At 51.3% G+C, this 19,070-nt stretch carries 16 protein-coding genes; 15 read left to right on the top strand and 1 reads right to left on the bottom strand.

Annotated elements, in window-relative coordinates; all coding sequences use genetic code 11:
* The 15 genes from HY879_04300 to HY879_04370 all read left to right on the top strand — a co-directional run.
* The coding region (locus HY879_04300; GenBank protein ID MBI5602556.1) for a hypothetical protein at nt 1–594 on the top strand (594 nt) is incomplete at its 5' end.
* 305 nt (nt 595–899) lie between these two features.
* Nucleotides 900–1,808: a pirin family protein gene (locus tag HY879_04305; protein MBI5602557.1), complete on the top strand. Its 909-nt coding sequence runs from the start codon at nt 900–902 to the stop codon at nt 1,806–1,808.
* A gap of 328 nt (nt 1,809–2,136) precedes the next feature.
* A complete protein-coding gene (locus HY879_04310) occupies nt 2,137–2,493 on the top strand; it encodes a cupin domain-containing protein (GenBank protein MBI5602558.1) in 357 nt (118 codons plus the stop codon).
* 9 nt (nt 2,494–2,502) lie between these two features.
* Complete coding sequence (locus tag HY879_04315; protein ID MBI5602559.1) at nt 2,503–4,257, top strand: sigma 54-interacting transcriptional regulator; 1,755 nt, start codon at nt 2,503–2,505, stop codon at nt 4,255–4,257.
* Between the two features lie 453 nt (nt 4,258–4,710).
* On the top strand, nt 4,711–4,989 hold the full coding sequence (locus tag HY879_04320) for a hypothetical protein (GenBank protein ID MBI5602560.1): 279 nt from the start codon (nt 4,711–4,713) through the stop codon (nt 4,987–4,989).
* A 477-nt stretch (nt 4,990–5,466) separates the two neighbouring features.
* Entirely contained in the window at nt 5,467–6,621 is a 1,155-nt protein-coding gene (gene torT / locus HY879_04325; GenBank protein ID MBI5602561.1) for a TMAO reductase system periplasmic protein TorT, read from the top strand.
* Nucleotides 6,622–6,973: 352 nt separating this feature from the next.
* On the top strand, nt 6,974–8,527 hold the full coding sequence (locus HY879_04330; protein MBI5602562.1) for a sugar ABC transporter ATP-binding protein: 1,554 nt from the start codon (nt 6,974–6,976) through the stop codon (nt 8,525–8,527).
* A 238-nt stretch (nt 8,528–8,765) separates the two neighbouring features.
* Nucleotides 8,766–9,734: an ABC transporter permease gene (locus HY879_04335; GenBank protein ID MBI5602563.1), complete on the top strand. Its 969-nt coding sequence runs from the start codon at nt 8,766–8,768 to the stop codon at nt 9,732–9,734.
* A 12-nt stretch (nt 9,735–9,746) separates the two neighbouring features.
* Nucleotides 9,747–10,499: a LamB/YcsF family protein gene (locus tag HY879_04340; protein ID MBI5602564.1), complete on the top strand. Its 753-nt coding sequence runs from the start codon at nt 9,747–9,749 to the stop codon at nt 10,497–10,499.
* A gap of 245 nt (nt 10,500–10,744) precedes the next feature.
* Entirely contained in the window at nt 10,745–12,028 is a 1,284-nt protein-coding gene (gene gabT / locus HY879_04345; protein MBI5602565.1) for a 4-aminobutyrate--2-oxoglutarate transaminase, read from the top strand.
* A gap of 19 nt (nt 12,029–12,047) precedes the next feature.
* A complete protein-coding gene (locus tag HY879_04350; GenBank protein MBI5602566.1) occupies nt 12,048–13,034 on the top strand; it encodes a carboxyltransferase domain-containing protein in 987 nt (328 codons plus the stop codon).
* Nucleotides 13,035–13,181: 147 nt separating this feature from the next.
* The gene (locus tag HY879_04355) at nt 13,182–14,165 is read left to right on the top strand and encodes a biotin-dependent carboxyltransferase (GenBank protein MBI5602567.1); all 984 of its coding nucleotides are present in this window, start codon (nt 13,182–13,184) and stop codon (nt 14,163–14,165) included.
* Between the two features lie 105 nt (nt 14,166–14,270).
* Entirely contained in the window at nt 14,271–14,501 is a 231-nt protein-coding gene (locus tag HY879_04360) for an acetyl-CoA carboxylase biotin carboxyl carrier protein subunit (GenBank protein ID MBI5602568.1), read from the top strand.
* Nucleotides 14,502–14,503: 2 nt separating this feature from the next.
* Entirely contained in the window at nt 14,504–15,847 is a 1,344-nt protein-coding gene (locus HY879_04365; GenBank protein MBI5602569.1) for an ATP-grasp domain-containing protein, read from the top strand.
* A gap of 202 nt (nt 15,848–16,049) precedes the next feature.
* Complete coding sequence (locus tag HY879_04370) at nt 16,050–17,312, top strand: Glu/Leu/Phe/Val dehydrogenase (protein MBI5602570.1); 1,263 nt, start codon at nt 16,050–16,052, stop codon at nt 17,310–17,312.
* Between the two features lie 48 nt (nt 17,313–17,360).
* Here the strand turns inward: HY879_04370 and HY879_04375 are convergent.
* Nucleotides 17,361–19,070: PAS domain S-box protein (locus HY879_04375; protein ID MBI5602571.1), on the bottom strand; the 1,710-nt coding region annotated here is incomplete at its 5' end.

A 19,070-nucleotide genomic window follows, 5' to 3' on the forward strand; every position in this document is an offset into this window, starting at 1 on the left:
CTTCGGGCAGGAATTGTGGAGAGGCTTGCGGACTATCCCTGGAGTAGCTATCCTTATTACGCCTATAAAAAGAAACCGCCTTTATGGTTAAAAACCGAACCCATTTTGGGCCAATTTTCTGGTCAAAACCGCCACCAGGCTTATAGGATCGAAGTGCAACAGTATTCCAATGAAGTCAGGAGCATCTGGGAAGAGGTAAAGCATGGTCTTATATATGGCGGTCAAGAATTTATAGATCAAATCAAAAAGGATTACTTAGGTGATAAGAAAGATGCGGAGTTGCCTCAGCGCAACAGGTTGTTAAGGACTTTTGATCCCGAACCAATCTTGAAGGCAGCGGCAGAGAGTTTGGGATTCGACTTGGAAAATGCTCGTAACGTCAAAAGAATTGGCTCTGGCGAGAAAGACAAGCGCGATTTGCTTGTATATTGGCTTTGGCAGACAGGACGGTTATCTAATGATGCCATCGGTGCTTACTTCGGTCTGACCTATTCGGCCATCAGTCGATGTGCCAAAGTTATTCGCGACAGGATTGCGGTGGATCGTGAGATGAGGGGTCAATATGAAAAACTCAAATCACAAATCAAGGTTTGACCCCAAATTACAACAAATCGAACTTATCCTCTTTTGCTGATAAATGCTGTATTTTTTCTGTAAAAATACAGAACCCACACCATTCCCCTGTTCAAATGAAAGTGGTAGACTTAAAAAAAATGGGATCGGGAACCTCTCAGCGTTGCGGGCAGGGTGTCTATGACGCGATCCGGGATGATGAAGGATCTGGGGAGGGCACGTCCTCTTTGCCCTGAGTCAGACGCAGATGGTGGCTCGATGCAGAGATCGGCCTACCGGTCCCGACGTTTGCATAAACCTTAATTTTATTATGATTGGAGGAAAAGATGAATTCCGTGCGCATGATCAGCAAAGTCTGGAAGAGCAAGCCGACCATCGAGGGGGCCGGCGTCCATCTGAAACGGGCATTCGGCAACACCCAGGTTCCTCAGTTCGACCCCTTCCTCCTCCTCGACGACTTCCACTCCAACTATCCCCCGGATTACCTGAAAGGGTTTCCCTGGCACCCGCACCGGGGGATCGAAACGATCACCTACGTCATTCACGGACGGGTGGAGCATGGCGACAGCATGGGGAACAAAGGAGTCATCGAGTCGGGGGATGTGCAGTGGATGACCGCAGGCAGCGGCATCATCCACCAGGAGATGCCGCGGGGGAATGCTGAAGGCCTCATGTGGGGCTTCCAGGTATGGGCGAATCTCCCCGCCTCCCACAAGATGATGGACCCCCGCTACCGGGGCATCGTCGCCGGTGAGATCCCGGAGGTGATTCTCAAAGGGGACGTCCGAGCCAAGATCATCTGCGGTGATGTCGGCGGGGTGAAGGGGCCGGTGCGGGATGTCGTTGTCGATCCTGTCTACCTGGACGTGACGGTGCCGCCGGATACGACCTTTACGCTACCGATCAAACGCGGTCATACGGTCTTCGCTTACGTCTTGGATGGAGAGGGGTATTTCGACCCGGAACGGAACGGTTTTGCCCATGAAGTTGTGGGAGCCAACTATTTTGACATGAAGCGGCAGTGTGCCTGCAACGCTGAAGATCTCATCCTCTACCTGGATGGCGACGAAGTGGTCATTACCACCCAGGAGAGGGCGGTCCGTTTTATCCTCGTCTCGGGTAAGCCGATCGGCGAGCCGGTCGCCTGGTACGGCCCCATCGTCATGAACACCCAGGAAGAACTGCGCATCGCATTCGAGGAATATGAGAGGGGAACATTTATCAAGCAAAAGTAAATTGGGCGGTTAAGGGCATTGGGCCAGACCTGTTGCAATAAAAGTGTAAGAAATAAATTCTCAGAGTCTTAAGGAGACAAAATATGGAAAAATCGGAACGCTGGGAAAAGGGTACAGCGAAAATGGAACAGCTTTTCGGCCGTGGACTCATACCGGGTCTGATGAGTCCGGATTTTCAAAAGATTACCGTAGAGAATCTTTACAAAGAATAAGGGGCAATCATAAGGGGCTTGAAATCGATGAAATTCTGGGATATGGTTATCCCGTGATCAAATCGTTTCGGATTGAACCACCCAAGAAACGGCCAATCGGTTAGAATGGAGCGCCCATGAAGGATTTTCCGGAATTTATGAAAAATTCCAAAAATAAAATTGCTTCCGCCACTCAATACAGTAAGGGTATCGAAGGATATGTTTTTGACGGGGCCGACGGCAGTCAGATGGCCTTTTGGACCTGTGCCCTGGATGGGGTATCCGAAGAACACAGCCATGACTATGACGAATATTTTATTGTAGTTCAAGGAAGGTATATCCTGATCATGGACGGCCTGAAAATTCCGGTTGAAGCCGGGCAGGAATATTTTATCCCTAAGGGGGTCGCCCATGCCGGAGAGTATACCGCCGGCACCAGGACCATTCATGCCTTTGGGGGACAAAGGGCCAAGAGGGCCATGGAGGGAGGCTAAATCAATCCCATGAAATTTCAGGAATCCCAGGAACTCTCTAAATTTTTAGCCCCCGCCAAGGGCGTCTTCGACATCCTCCCCGACGCCGTCACCGTCATTTCCTCATCCGGCAAAATTATCTATGCCAATCCCTCCGCCGCCAAGTTTCTCGATTATCCTCTGGAAGAATTAATCGGGCGGAAAGCGGAAGACATATCTGAGTCGATTTCAAAAGACATTCTCAAAATTTTTAAGGATGGCCATCCTCAAATAGGCGTTCGAGATTCGATCAATGGGAAGCTGTATATTACCAGCCGTCTTCCCTTGCGGATGGATGGAAAAATCAGGGCCGTTATCAGCTTTTTCCAGGGGGTCTTCTCCTATGACAAATTCGCTCTGGAATTGGAATCCTATAAACAAATGGCCAAGTTGCTGGATGCCATTATGGAATTTTCCTATGACGGTCTCTGGATCATGGATAAACACGGGAATGTGGTCAAGTTAAACAAAGCGGCAGAACGCATCACCGGGGTCACGGCTGAGGAGGCCTTAGGAAGAAACGTAGCCGACTTGATGGCCGCCGGTTACGTCAACAAGTCGGTGACCCTGGAGGTTTTGAAGCGAAAGACCACGGTCACTCTGGTCCAAACCACCAAACTGAATAAAAAAGTGCTGGCCACCGGAAGCCCTATTTTTAATTCCAAGGGAGAGATCGACGTTATTATCATCAACGATCGGGATATCACGGAATTGGACCGGATGCGGGAAGAGCTGAAAGACAGCAAGGCCCTGATTGAATTGTACCGCAACGAGCTTTCCGATCTGCAGCTCCGGGAGCTGGAATCCAACTACTACTTCTCCAAAAGCAAGGTCATGGAGTCCGTTTACGAGAAGGCCCTGCAGGTGGCCCCCTTCGATTCCACGGTTCTTCTGACCGGAGAATCAGGGGTCGGCAAAGGCTTTTTAGCCAAGTTGATCCATCAAAAGTCAAAGCGGAACAATCGACCCTTTGTCCGGGTGGACTGTTCCGCCGTTGTGGAAACCCTGTTTGAGTCGGAATTCTTTGGTTATGAGAAAGGGGCCTTCACCGGCGCCGGGGCCAAGGGCAAGATGGGCCTGGCCGAAATGGCCGACGGGGGCACCCTGTTCCTGGATGAGATTTCGGAGATACCCCTCCACCTTCAGGTAAAATTACTGCGCTTTCTGGAAGATAAATGTTTTATGCGGGTCGGGGGGTCCGCCCTGCGGCAGGTGGACATCCGTGTGATTACCGCCACCAACAGAGACTTAGGCCAGGAGGTTCAGGAGGGGCGGTTTCGTAAGGATTTATTTTACCGGCTCAACGTAGTCACTATCCACATTCCACCCCTGAAAGGACGTACCCAGGACATTATCGATCTGGTAACCTTTTTTCTTAATAAATTCTGCCAGAAGCATGACCTGAAAAAAAGTCTGGATCAGAAGGTGATCGACAAACTGATCAAGCACACTTACCAGGGAAATATCCGGGAACTTCAGAATATCGTCGAATCCATGATTATCATGAGTAAAGGGACCAGGATCACTTTAAAAGATCTCCCCTCGGAACTGGCCTCTTTTGCAGGCAGCAATGAGACCTCCCCACAAATGGAAAAAGATTCCCTACAGCACAAGTTGTCCCTGATCGAAGCGGAGGAAATCCAGAAAACCATTCAAAAGTACGGCAGCCAAAGGGAGGCGGCCCGCCATTTAGGAATCAATCAATCCACCATTTCCCGGAAGCTAAGAAAATCTGTAACCGTTTAACACGAAAATAGATTTTTTAACCGTCCTTGGCGCCTCTGTGGGGCGCTGTAGTGGCGGGTTTAAAACCCGCCACTACGACGGGCGGTATTTTCATGATTCGTGGTGCCCAAATGGGCATGAACGCTTAGTTTGAAAACTCTTTTTCACCATAGAGGCACAGAGCGCACAGAGACTCTTCTTTTCTAAAAAATCGGGAGATGCCGATTTTTGAAACAGGTGCATCAATTATAACCCTTTATATTTGTTTAAAAAATTTTCTTATCCTTTTTAATTGATGCAGGAATGCATCAAGAAACGGCCTCTTTCTTCCCCAGTCCGCTAACTTTTGCGATTCCAGCAATATTTTTTATTCTCATGAAAACAAACCGTTAGGCCGCCAGGACCCGTTTTTTCCCCTGATGAAAAATGGATTGGTACATTTCTTGATAATAGTCTTATTTCGGAGATCAAGAAATGGTTTTTAGGTTGCAGGATCAGAAAGAAGCAGTTCTATCAAAAGAGTATTCCCATCTTTTAGTCGAAGATCCGGGGGAGGGGGATACCCGTCTGACGGTGCGTCGGTATTTAGAGCGGAAGGATATTCCCATTGCCAGGGAATCCATGCTCCTTGATGACCAGAGACGAAAGTGGGTCGTTTTTGCGCTTTCCCTGCCGGACATCAGCCAATTGATCCTGGAATTGATTGAAAAAGGGATTGGGACCAATATTCAGGGCATCAATGCCAAGGTTTAGATCGGGGATCGGGGATCGGGGATCGGGGATCGGGGATCGGGGATCGGGGTTCGGGGGTCAGGTTTCGGCAAAAGTCCGTCGGGCGTTGAATCCATTTTCAGGCTTCGTGGTGCCCTTAGGGCATGAGGGTTTAATACGAAAATTGAAAATACAGGCGAGAGGGACGAGGCAACGCCACTATGGGGCGTCCTATAGCTTTTTACGAGATGGTCAGTTTTGATGGATTCGTAAAAAGCTATGAAACGCCGCTTTGCGGCGCTGTATCAGAAACTAACTTAGCAATAAAAAAGCTAAGTTAGTTGGAAGTCCGGAAGAGCCCGATTTCGTCATTCCAGTGGAAACGGGAATCCAGTGTTTAGAATTTGGTTACGCCTGGCCTGGATTCCCGCCTGCGCGGGAATGACGGGTTTTTACATAGTCATCAGTTTTAAAAAGGCAATAAAATTTTTTTTCAATGAAAAGAAAGGAGAAGTTGGTATGAGCAGGGCAAAGGTAAAAAAATGGATGGGGTTAGGTGTTCTGATTTTCGGAATGATTTTTGTGATGAACATTGGGATGGGTTTAGCGGCTGAAAAACCCTGGTGGCCGGTTAAAGTGAACAGCTATTACGGTGTTTATGATGTGAAGACCAAGGCCCCCGGGCGGCCGGCGAAAAGTATGACCGGCCCCAAGGTGGAAGACTGGGTTCCTCCCCCAAAAGCCAATAAATCTTATACGATCGGTGTCTCTTTCCCTCACCTGAAAGACCCCTATTGGCTGGCGGTAGACTATGGAATTATTGCCGAGGCTAAACGATTAGGTGTTGGTATTAATCTGGTTGCTGCCGAGGGCTACACCGATCTGGCCAACCAGGTCAGCCAGGTGGAAAACCTGGCCCAACAAGGCGTGGATGGAATCATTCTGGCCTCGATTTCCTATACGGCGCTGGATCCGGTGGTGGAAGAGATCACCAAAAAAGGGATTCCCGTGATCGAGGTTATTAACGACATTCAAGCCCCGGCTATTCGGGGTAAGGCCCTGGTCTCCTTTTTTGACATGGGCTATCATGCCGGAGAATTTTTGATGGGGGATGCAAAAGGCAAAAAGGAAGTCAACGTGGTCTTTTTGCCCGGGCCGGCCGGTTCCGGATGGGCCCCGGATACCCTGGACGGCTTCAAAGAATCGATCAAAAAATTCACCGGAAAAATAAATATCCTGGCAGTGAAATGGGGAGATACGGGCAAGGACGTCCAGCTAAAATTGGTTGAAGATGCCTTGCAGACTTTCCCCAAGATCGACTACCTGGTGGGTAATGCCGTCATGGCCGATGCGGCCGTCGGTCCTTTGGCGGAAACCGGGAAAAATAAAACCACCAAAATCGTCTCCACCTATATCATTCCTCCCCTTTATGATAAAATTAAAAAAGGGGAAGTGACCGCTGCCCCATCGGATATGACCGTTACCCAGGGCCAGATGGCCGTGGATATGATGGTACGGATCTTAAATGGTGAAAAACCGGGGAAAGATTTCGCCTTCCGTTCCGGCCCCCAGATCCCGACCATAACCAAGGCCAATATAAACAAGTATCCCTATGAAGTGCTCTTCGGTCCTAAAGACTTCCGGCCGGAGTTCAAGGTGGAAGTGAAGAAATAGAAAACGTTCAGCGTTCGGCGTTCGGCGAGGCTGAAGGCTTAATGTGAAAACAAAGTTCGGAGCTTAGAGTTCGGAGTTCGGAGTAAACCATTAGCACGAAAATAGGGGTTCAAGTTGCAAGTTTCAAGTAGAACAAACCTTGGACCTTGAATCCATTTTCATAATTCGTGGTGCCTCCAGGAAGCTGGAGGTACTACGAATTAGGTTCCGACGGGTCGAATGGCTTAAGGAGTAAGGATTTTTCTTGTAACTTGCAACTTGAGACTTGCATCTATACCTGGCAAAAGAATAAACCCCCGCTCTTAAGATGGGGAGAGACAACTTTTCAGACTGAACAGTATTAGAATTGATAATGATCGACGAAAAACCACTTTTATTAAGAGTCGAAAATATCACCAAACGTTTTCCGGGGGTGCTGGCCCTGGACCGGGTGGACTTTTTCTTGCGGGCCGGAGAAGTACATGTCCTGTTCGGTGAGAATGGGGCGGGGAAATCAACACTTAACAAGATTATTGCCGGCTCTTATTTCCCTGATGAAGGGGATCTTTTCGTGGGTGAAGAAAAAGTAATTTTTCGAAACCCTCATGATGCCCGTTCTAAAGGGATTTCCACGGTCTATCAGGAGTTCAGTCTGGTCCCCCAATTGACGGTTGTGGAAAATATGTTTTTGGGACAGGAATTGGTCAAAGGAGGCTTCCTGGACAAAGAAACCATGGTCTCCCGGGCCAGGGAATCCCTATCCCGGCTGGGGTTTAACATCGATCCTCTGGCCCCGGTGGAAACCCTCCGCCGGGCCGAGTCCCAGATGGTGGAGATTGCCAAGGCCATTCAGCAAAAGATGTCCATCCTGATTCTGGATGAACCCACGGCCTCTCTGACCGATAAAGAAGTGGAGCATTTGTTCGCCCTTATCCGAAAATTGAAAAGCGAAGGGGTGGGCATCATCTATATTTCCCATCGAATCAACGAACTCAAGAAGATAGGAGACCGGATCACGGTTTTACGGGATGGGAGACGGGTGGCCACCCTGGAGATGGCCAAGGCCGACGAGCAAAAGCTTATTTCCCTCATGACCGGCAGGGAATATGAAGATATTTTTCCGGAAATCACCAACACCCCGGGCCGGGTAGTCCTCTCCGTGGAGAACCTTTCTTCGGCCAGCGGACTGCACCATATCAGCTTTAATGTCCGGGAAGGGGAGATCCTGGGTATTGCCGGGCTGGTGGGGGCCGGCAAATCGAGGGTTGGAAGGGCTGTTTACGGATTGGAAGAGATCAAAAAAGGGACCATAGGCATTGACGGCCAAGTCCTGAAAAAATTATCTCCGGCTGAATCCCTAAAACGGGGAATTCTTTACTTGCCGCCGGACCGGCATAAGGAAGGCCTGGTTCTCTGTCGTTCCATCAAAGAAAATCAGACCCTTTGTTCGGTCCCTCTTTTTGAACGCCGGGGACTTATCGAATTAAAGCGCGAAGAGAAGCTGGTCAAAAAGTTGATCGATAAAATGAAAATCAGACCCCCTGAGCCCGATCAAACCATTATTTATCTCAGTGGAGGGAATCAACAAAAGGTGATGATCGCCCGCGGTCTGACCAGGGATATCAAAATTTTTATCTTCGATGAGGCCACCTGCGGGATTGACGTGGGGGCCAAAACCGAAGTCTATCAATTTTTAAAAGAATTAGCGGAAAAAGGATCGGTGGTGATCTTTATTTCTTCGGAGATTCAGGAACTGATTCATTTGTGCCATCGGGTGATGGTCATGCACGACAACACCATCAGCAGGATTTTTACGAGAGCAGAGGCTACCGAAGAAAATATACTGAGCGCCTGTTTCGGTTACCAGATGGCCGCCGCCCCTCTCTCCCCCTCCCCCCAGAGGGCGGCAGAGCGCCTGGAGGCTTGAAAAATAGGTTTCAATAGGTTTCGAGGAATATTGATGACTTCGCAAAACGTCATTCCCGCGAAGGCGAAGGCAGGAATCCAGCCGAGACAAAACCAATTAAAACCGCTGGATTCCCGATAAAGACATTCGGGAATGACGAAAAAAGAGCCGCTGTGTTATTAATGCGGGTTATTTTCGAACTTTGAACCTTGAACGTTGAACCTTGAACCTTGTTTTTATAAAGGAGCATATTAAAATCTTGAGTACCTTAAAACAGTTGTTCATTAAGGTGGGGGTTCTGCCTTTTCTCCTGGTGGCCCTGCTGATTCTTTTCAGTCTGGCAGGGGGAGGAAGATTCATGACCCTGTCCAATATGCTGACCATGAGCCGTCAGGCCACCTATCTGGCTATTTTAACGGCCGGGCAGATGTTGACCATCCTTTGTGCCGGATTTGATCTTTCGGTCGGCGCATCGGTCGCCTTAACCAGCGTAGTCACTTCCATGACCATGGTCGCCTTTCCTTCTCCGGTCGCGGCCATGATCGCTGGCATACTGGCCGGGATTGCCACGGCCACCCTGATCGGGGTGGCTAACGGGATGACTATTGCCGTCTTCCGGGTTTCCCCTTTCGTGGTGACCCTCGGCATGATGTCCGTGGCCCAGGGGCTGGCCTTGCTGCTATCCAAAGGGGTGCCCATCTTTAACCTGCCTTCTTATTTCAACCGGATGTTGGGAATCGGCAAGATCTTCGGAATACCGGTTCCCATACTCATCGCCCTGCTTGTTATCATTTTGATTTCTGTTTTATTAAACCGGACCCGGATTGGCCGCTATTTTTATGCCATTGGCGGTAATGTGGAAGCCGCCCGTCTCTCCGGAATCGCCATCAGAAAATACACCTTTCTGGCCTATGTTTTGTGCGGGACCCTGACCGGGATCACCGGGGTCATGTTAACGGCCCGGGTAGCTTCCGGCGAACCCAACCTGGGCGCGGCCTTTCCCCTCGAATCGATCGCCGCAGCGGTTATCGGGGGTGTTTCTCTGCGCGGCGGCGAAGGTGGGGTCATCGGCGCCATCTTCGGGGCCATCCTGATTATTTTAATCCGAAACGGTATGGACCTGATGAATATCAGCTCCTATCTGCAAATGGTGGTTATGGGGTTGCTGCTTATCTTTGCGGTGGTCATGGATCATTTTCGCCTGGCCATGAAAGGACGATTACGATAAGGGGGAAGAACCATGAAGATCGATCTGAATGCCGACATGGGTGAAAGTTACGGCCTGTATAAAATGGGAAATGATGAAGCCTTTATGCAATTCATCACCAGCGCCAACGTGGCCTGCGGCTTTCATGCCGGCGATGCTTCGGTGATGCGGAAAACCGTGGCCTGGGCCAAAAGGGAGGGGGTGCAAATCGGGGCGCACCCGGGACTGCCGGACCTCCAGGGGTTCGGACGCCGGGAAATGAATCTGACGCCCGATGAGGTTTATGAGATTGTCCTGTACCAGGCCGGTGCCTTGAAGGCCTTTGTCGAGGCCGCCGGGATGCGCCTGCACCATGTCAAGCCCCATGGTTCCCTTTACGGGATGGCCCACCGGCGTGAAGAAATCGCCCGGGCCGTCTGCCTGGCCGTGAAAGACCTGGATCCGGCTCTCTATCTTTATGTGATGCATAAAGGGGTGATTGGTGAACTGGCCGCCCAGATGGGAATCCGCTGTGTCTTTGAGCTTTACGCCGATCTGGGCTACGACGCCCAGGGCGGCCTGGTGATTACCAGGGTTCATGAGGCCCATGATTCCAAGGAGACCGCGGCCCGGGTGGTCCGCATGGTCAGAGAGGGCCGGGTTAAAGCCTTAGATGGTTCGGATATCTCCATCTTCGGAACGTCGGTCTGTGTTCACAGCGATACGCCCGGGGCCGTTGAGATTGTTCAGGCGGTGCGCAAGGCCCTGGAAGAGGCCGGTTGTGAATTGGCCTCGCCGGCTCTTTGAAAAAGGTACAAGGCGTAAGGCGCAGGGTACAAGGTTGAGGAAAAGAAAGTTCGGAGTTTAGAGTTCGGAGAAAAGGACGTAGGGTACAAGGTGCAAGGTTCAGGGTACAAGGTTAGGGAAAATACATCTTCATCTTTTGTGGGCTTCATTAAGCACAAGGTGAAGGTTACCCTTGCACCTATTTTTTAAGTTCCGAAAGGAGAGGAGGTTTTGTCTTGGTAACGAATTGGAACAATGAATCATTGATGACCGAGCGATCAGTGCAGGTCCCTCAGGGTCCTTTTAACGTCACTCCCTATTTTACCGCCCGGGCCAAAGGGGCGGAGATATGGGATGTGGAGGGGAAACGATATGTTGATTTTGCCGGGGGAATCGGGGTCGTTAATGTGGGACACTGCAACGAAAAAGTTGTGGCCGCCATTAAAGACCAGGCCGACAAGTTTATCCATACCTGTTTTCACATCGTCATGTATGAGCCCTATGTGGAACTGGCCGGGAGGTTGAATCAGATGACCCCGGGGACCTTTCCTAAAAAAACTCTTTTTGTCAACAGCGGGGCTGAGGCCGTAGAAAATGCCGTCAAGGTGGCCCGCTATGCCTCCAAAAGACAGGCGGTCATTGTCTTTGAAGGGGCCTTCCACGGCCGGACCCTGCTGGCCATGACCTTGACCAGTAAGGTGAAACCTTATAAATTCGGATATGGTCCCTTTGCTCCGGAGGTTTACCGGATGCCCTATGCCTATTGTTATCGCTGTGCCTTTGGATTGACCTACCCCGGATGCGGGTTGCACTGCGCCCATTATCTCGAGGATTTTTTTATCGATCATGTGGCGGCAGAGGAAACGGCGGCTGTGGTGGTCGAACCGGTCCTGGGAGAGGGAGGCTTTGTGGTCCCCCCCCTGGAATATTTCGGAATTATTCATCAGATCTGCAGGAAATACGGGATTGCCCTGGTGGCCGATGAAGTTCAGACCGGCATTTGCCGGACCGGAAAGCTCTTCGCCATGGAGCACTATGGTGTGGAACCGGACATCGTCATCATGGCCAAGTCCCTGGCCGGGGGACTGCCCCTGGCGGCTGTGACCGGCAGGGCGGAGATGATGGAGGCTTCCCATGTGGGGGGTCTGGGAGGGACTTATGGAGGCAATCCCATTTCCTGCCGGGCCGCCCTGGCGGTTCTGGATTTTATCACTGAAACGGATTTGACTTCCCGGGCCGCCCGGATCGGAGAGATCCTGCGGAGCCGTTTTTTGGATTTGCAGGAGAAGTTTCCTCTTATCGGCGATGTGCGCGGCCTTGGGGCCATGATGGGCATAGAGCTGGTCAAAGATCGGAAAACCAAAGAACCGGCTCCGGAGGCCGCTAAAAACCTGATTAAGTACTGTTATGAACATGGGCTGATCTTATTGACCTGCGGGAAGTTCGGCAATGTCATTCGGACTCTCATGCCCCTGGTCATTACCGATGATCAATTGGAAGAAGGCTTAAACATCATTGAGGCAGGCCTGGCCGCCGTCAGCCAGGTCTGAGAGTAATGGGAGGAGACTAATGGGAGAAGAGAAATACAAAGTCATTCTGGACACCATGCCAGAAACGGAATCCAGATTAGAAGTGCTGTTCCGCCAGGCCGGAGACGGCTTTCTTCAGGTAGAATATGGACGTATCCAGCGGGCCGCTCTGCAGGACTCCTTTCGCATGCTGGCGGTTAACGATATTATCCAGGACAAAAAGATCAAAGGGCTGATCGAAACTGTACCGGGACTCAGAACCAATTTATTCCATTTCGATCCTGAAGTGCTCTCCCTTAAGGAATTAATGGTTCACATCAAGGAGGCAGAGGACTCCATGCCTACCGTGGATGACGTGGTTTTGCATTCCCGGCTCATCCATTTGCCCATGGCCTTTGAAGATTCGGAAACCAAAAAGGCCGTGGCCAAATATGCCAAAGAGGTTCGGCCCGATGCCCCCAACATTATTGATGGGTATAATATCGAGTATATCGCCCTGTGCAACGGGGTGACGGTGTATGAGTTTAAGGAGATGTTTTTAGGGACTGATTGGTTTAACAGCGGCGGCGGCTTCTGGCCGGGCGGGGCCTTTCTCTGGCCCACCGATCCCCGTTGTGCCATTGTGGTCCCCAAATACAATCCCCCCAGAACCTGGACTCCGGAGGGGGCGGTCGGCATCGGAGGACCTTGCGTTTTTACTTACACCACACCGACCGGCGGCGGCTATCAGCTTTTCGGCCGGACCATCCCCACCTTTCAGTTCGCCCAGAAACACCCCATTTTCCAAAACGGTCCTTTCCTTTACAAGCCGGCCGACCGGGTCCGTTTCCATGAGGTGACGGAAGCGGAGGTTTTGGAAATTTATGACCATGTTCATAACCAAACGGATTATGAATATAAAATCGATGAGGGAAAAATTGTTGTTAAGGACTATTTAGCCTGGTACAACAGCGAGAAAGTTCAGGCGGGCATGAAGGCCCTTAAGGCCAAGCAGGCCGAGGGCGTCAAAAAGGCCCCGCGCCTCTAACTTTTTAGTACAAGAATTTGGGACGCAGATAAACTCGGATCGGCAGAGGGCCGATCATGCAGATTGACAGGATTTTGAATATAGAATGTTTATCTGCGTTTATCGGCGAAAACCTGCGTCCTAATTTAATTAAAGGAGGGGAAACCGATGTTAAAAATACTCAATGGTGGAATAGAGACTTTAGTAGAAGATGCTCCGGGGCGTTTGGGATACCTTGGCAAGGGCATGGCCCCATCCGGAGCCTTTGACCCTGTTGCCCTGGGCCTGGCCAATATCCTGGTCGGTAACCCTCCCGGAGAGGCGGGGTTGGAGATTACCGGAGGTTTTTTGGAAGCTCAATTTGGAATGGATACGGTTATAGCCATTGCCGGTACGGATATGGGGCCAACGATCAACGGACAAGCAATGCCCATGTGGGAGTCCCTGGCAGTTAAAGAAGGAGATGTCATTAAATTCTCTCATATCGGGGAATATGGCTTTCGTTCCTATCTGGCCGTGTCCGGCGGCATCGATGTCCCTCCCTATTTAGGCAGCAAGTCAACCTGTATCTTCGGAAGTTATGGGGGTTTTGAAGGACGGAAGCTGGCTCCGGGGGATGTGCTCCAATTCGGCAGCCCGGTCAAGAATAAAAAAGATCTGGTGGGAGGAAAATTGAAAAAGGAAGCCCTTCCCGTTTATCCCAGGGAATGGATCCTGCGGGCCGTCCCCGGTCCCAACACCTCGCCCGATTATGCCACCGAAGAAGGAATGGACTACCTTTTCAGTCATTCCTTTAAGGTGCAGCATACCTCGAACCGGTCCGCTTACCGTCTGGAAGCCTTGCCCGACAGTTTTTTCGCCCGACCGGACGGCGGAGTGGGAGGAAGCCATCCCTCCAATATCCTGGATCACGGCTATGCCATGCCGGGGGCTTTAAATATCTGCGGCAACACACCGGTTCTCCTGATTGCCGACGGCCCGACCCTGGGCGGCTACATGTGTGCCCTGAGCGTCATCAATGCCGATCTATGGATGGTCGGCCAGGGTACGCCGGGACGGGACTATATGAAATTCCAGGTCTGTACCCAGGAAGAGGCCACCCAGGCCCGCAGGGACCGGAAGAAATTGCTAAGCGAGGCATCGTTGGCTTAAAACAAATCTGAATATCGAATATCGAATCATGAATGTCGAAGGAGAGTCTTCTAAAATCCGAAATCCGAAATCCAAATTCTATTTTAGTTATAAAGGGGATTCATTATGGAGAAAAGTATCGATGCCATCATGCCCGGTATGGTTGCCAGGGTAGTGGTCAATGTTGGGGACAAGGTCCTTCCGGGACAGGAGGTTGCGGTTATCAACTGCATGAAGACCGAAATTTCAGTGAAATCCAATCTGGAAGGGACAGTTAAAAAAATTCTGGTCAAGGAATGGGATGAGATGCAGGTCGGTATCCCCATGGTTGTTTTAGAGGTCCATAACGGCGGTTAACCATGTTTAAGAAACTCTTAATCGCCAACCGGGGAGAAATCGTCAGCCGGATTATCCGTACCTGCCGGGAAATGGGTATTGCCGCGGTGGCCGTCTATTCGGAGGCGGACCGGGAGGCCCCTTATCTTAAGGAGGCTGACGAAGCCCTTTGTATCGGCCCGGCCAATCCCCTTAAAAGCTATCTGAACATGGAGGCCTTGATCGAAGCGGCTAAAAAATCAAAGGCCGAGGCCATCCATCCCGGTTATGGTTTTCTGTCGGAAAGGGGGCTCTTTGCCGAGGCCGTGGTCGAGGCCGGTCTTGTTTGGATCGGTCCTTCCCCCAAGGTTTTAAGGACCATCAGCTCAAAAAGTTATTGCCGCCATCTGGCCCATGAAGTAGAGGTGCCGGTTATTCCCGGAACGTTGGACCTGGTCCGGGATGCCCGGGATGTGCAACAATACGGCCGTGAGCACGGCTATCCGATTTTTTTGAAACTCGATCGGGGCGGCGGTGGCAAGGGAATTGAAATCGTCCGGAGTGAGGATCAGGCCGAAGAGGTTTTTAAAAGGGCTTGCAGTATCGGCCAGATGGCCTTTGGTCATTCGGGATGTTATCTTGAAGAGGTGGTCCAGGAGCCCCGGCATATCGAAGTCCAGTTTGTGGCCGATGATTTCGGGAACTGCCTTTGCCTCAGTGAGCGGGAATGTTCCATTCAGCGCCGCCATCAAAAGATTATCGAAGAGTCCCCTTCGGTGGTGGTCAGCGAAGAGGATCGTCAGCGGCTCTTCGACTGGACGAGGCGGCTCATTTTACGTATGGGTTACCAGGGGGCCGGAACCATCGAAGGGTTGCGCTCCGGGGATGGTCATTATTATTTTATGGAGATCAATGCCCGTTTGCAGGTGGAACATCCGGTGACGGAATTTTTAACCGGGATCGATATCGTTAAATCCCAGTTGCAGATTGCCGCCGGTGAAAGGCTGCCTTTTCGGCAAGAGGAGATCATCCGGCAAGGCCACGCCATCGAGGCCCGGGTGTATGCCGAAGATCCGGAGACCTTTTTCCCTTCCCCGGGAACCATTACCTTCCTGCATCTTCCGGAAGCAAATCGTAACCTGCGAATCGACCATGCCCTGGCTGCCCCCATGACGGTGCCTCCCTATTATGACCCCCTGCTGGCCAAGGTCATTGCCTGGGACCAAACCCGTACCGGGGCGACCCATCGTCTAATCGAGGCCTTGACCACCTTCCGGATCGATGGGGTGAAAACGACCATTCCGACCAATTTACGGCTCTTGCAACATCACCGCTTCGTCAGCGGTGACTTTTCAACGGCCTTTGTCCAGGAACTCTTTAATGATTAGGGTTCCATTTCGGATTTTCGATTTCGGATTTCGGAATCAGGGGTCAGGGGCCGGGGGTCAGGGGTCGGCGAAAATATTTTCATGCTTCTGGGCTCCTATTCCTGCCCCCAAGGGAATCATGAATCATAAAAATGGGTTTTTCCCGGATCTCGAACCTTGCCTCTTGCAACTTGAAACTTTTTTTCTAAGGGGAAAATAGACGATGGACAAGACTTGTAATGACGAGACCAAGCCTCTGGATATGCATAACCTGCAATTCGATATGGCGGCCCAATATTTGGACCATGATGCCTGGATCTTGGAAAAAATCAAGCACCCCCGCCGGGAATTCTCGGTCAAGTTTCCCCTTCAAATGGATGACGGGCATATCGAATTGCTCTCCGGCTATCGGGTTCAACATAATACCCTGCGCGGTCCGGCCAAAGGGGGCATCCGCTATCATCCCCTGGTCAATCTCGACGAGGTGCGGGCCCTGGCCGGCTGGATGACCTGGAAATGCGCCGTTGTGGACCTCCCTTTCGGAGGGGCCAAGGGGGGGGTTACTTGCGACCCTTCGGCTATGTCCGCCAAAGAAATCGAACGACTCACCCGGAGGTATATCTGGGAGATCTCCCCGGTCATCGGACCGGAGATCGATATTCCGGCCCCGGATATGAACACCAATCCCCAGGTCATGGCCTGGATCGTTGACACCTATAGCGTCTTCAAAGGCTATACCTGCAACAGCGTGGTGACAGGCAAACCGATTTCCATCGGCGGTTCCCTGGGAAGACTCAAGGCCACTTCTCAGGGATGCGTTTACGTATTGGAGGAGGCAGCCAAGATTCTCAACCTGAACCTGGCTGGCTGCCGGGTAGCGGTCCAGGGATTCGGGAACGTGGGCTATCATGGGGCCGAACTCCTTCACCGGATGGGGATCAAGGTGATTGCCGTATCGGACGTTGAGGGCGGTGTCTACAACGAGGCCGGCCTGGACCCGGGCAAAGTCCTTCTTCATCAGCAGAAGTCACGGCACCTGCCGGGCTATCCGGATGGTGAACCCTTAACCAACCGGGAACTCCTGACCCTGCCCTGCGATGTCCTGATCCTGGCCGCCATGGAGGGGCAGATAAACCGCACCAACGCCCCTGATATAAAAGCAAAAGTCATTGTCGAAGGGGCCAATGGTCCCACCAGCCCTTTGGCCGATGAAATCCTGGAAAGCAACGGGGTGTTTATCATCCCCGACATCCTGGCCAACGCCGGCGGCGTTACGGTTTCCTATTTCGAATGGGTTCAGAACGTCCAGAAATTGTTCTGGTCCGAAAAGGACGTCAACCAGCGGCTGGAAGAGATCATGAAACGGGCCTTTGCCGAGGTCTATGCCATTGCCCGGGATAAAAAGGTCTCCATGCGCACCGCCGCTTATATCCTCGGCATTGGCCGGGTGGCCGAGGCCAAAAGAGTCAGGGGGATATTCCCTTGAAGGCATCAAGGAGGGTCTGAAATAGTATACGTCCTATCGGTCACCTTATCATTCCCATTGCGCAGATCCAGCAGCCTCCTTGGGCAGTAAGCTGTGGATGAGGCGGCTGATTACATCCAGGATCAACGGCTTGATCACTAAAGCTTTGATGCCTGCTGCCTCGGCCTCTTGGGCGGTGATTCCTTCACAGTATTCGGAGGAAAGGATAATCGGAATATCCGGGCGGACGGCCAGGATCCCACGGGCCAGCATAACCCCGGTCATCTCGGGCATGGTTTGATCGGTGATAACCAGGTCAAAATAATCAGGCCTGGCTTGAAACTCCTTTAACGCTTCAAGGCTGCTGGTCTGGCTAACCACATCATAGCCCAGACGGCTTAACATCTGATGTCCTTGTTCAGCCAGAGAAACCTCATCCTCCACGAAGAGGATCCTGCCTTTTTCAGGGAGCGGAGGTTTTGGAAAGATCGGGATGGGATCCTGACCCTGGCTTTGAGGGAGATAGACGCGAAAAGCAGTTCCTTCCCCCGGTGTGCTTTCCACCCGGGTAGTCCCTCCCAGGCTTTCAACAATTCCCTGGACCACCGCCAAGCCCATTCCGGTGCCCTCTCCGACCTCCTTGGTGGTAAAAAAAGGATCAAAAATCCGGTCGATGATTTTCTGGTCAATCCCCGGCCCGGTATCGCGAATGGTTAATCTTAAATAAGGACCGGGCGGTAAACTTCTGAGTTGCGGACCGTTTTCGGCGGTCGGGACGTTGTCTTCAAGTAAAATTTCCAAAAAACCGAGCTTTCCTTTCATGGCCCAGGAGGCGTTATTACAGATATTCAATACAATTTGAAGAATTTCATTCGAATTCGCCTTGACAAAATCCTTGTCCGTTTTACACTCATAGCGAACCGCGATGGTCGAAGGAAGGGTGGCACGAAAGAAGTTCAGGGCTTCCTGGAGGATAGGATGGATCCGGATGATACTCCGTTCTTGATCGCTTTGGCTGGAGAAGGCCAAAATTTGTTTTATCAAATCTCTGGCCCGCAGGCAGACGGCAAATACTTGTTTCAGATTGTCATGGGTCCGGCTGCCTTCCGGAAGCTTGTAAAGACCGATCTCGGTATATCCAATAATGGCCCCAAAAATATTATTGAATTCATGGGCAATACCTCCGGCCAGGGTCCCCAGAGCCTCTCGTTTCTGGACCTGACGAAAGTAGTGTTCCATTTCGCATTCACGGGTCACGTCACGGCTGAAGGAGGCAAAGTTGGTGATAATCCCCTTTGGGTCGTGAATAGGCGTTATGGTTAGATCCGTTTCATATAGGCTTCCATTTTTCCTTTTGCCTTTAATTCGGCCTTTCCAACCGGACCCTTGAGAAAAAGTATTATGGATGGAAGGAATATTTTCTTCTTTCGGTTCTTGAAAAAGGGTGTTCAGGTGGAAGCTGAGGATTTCATCACGACAATAACCACTGGTCCGCTCAAAAAAGGTATTGGCATATTGAATAGTGCCATTGGAATCGGTGAGGATGATGTTGCTGTCAGATTGCTCGATCACCGAAGCCATGAGAAGTAATTGTGCTTCTCTTTTTTTGCGCTCGGTGATGTCACGGACTACGTTGGTGACGGCGAAGAGTCGGCCCACGGCATCATAAAGGGCCGCGCCGATGGTTTCTCCATACAGGAGGGAGCCGTCGGCCCTGATAAACCGTAATTCTTCTTGGACGACCTTTGATCCGGAGAAAAGGCGACGGATTTTTTGGAC

Source organism: Deltaproteobacteria bacterium (assembly GCA_016219225.1).
In the GTDB taxonomy this organism is placed as follows: Bacteria; Desulfobacterota; RBG-13-43-22; order RBG-13-43-22; family RBG-13-43-22; genus RBG-13-43-22.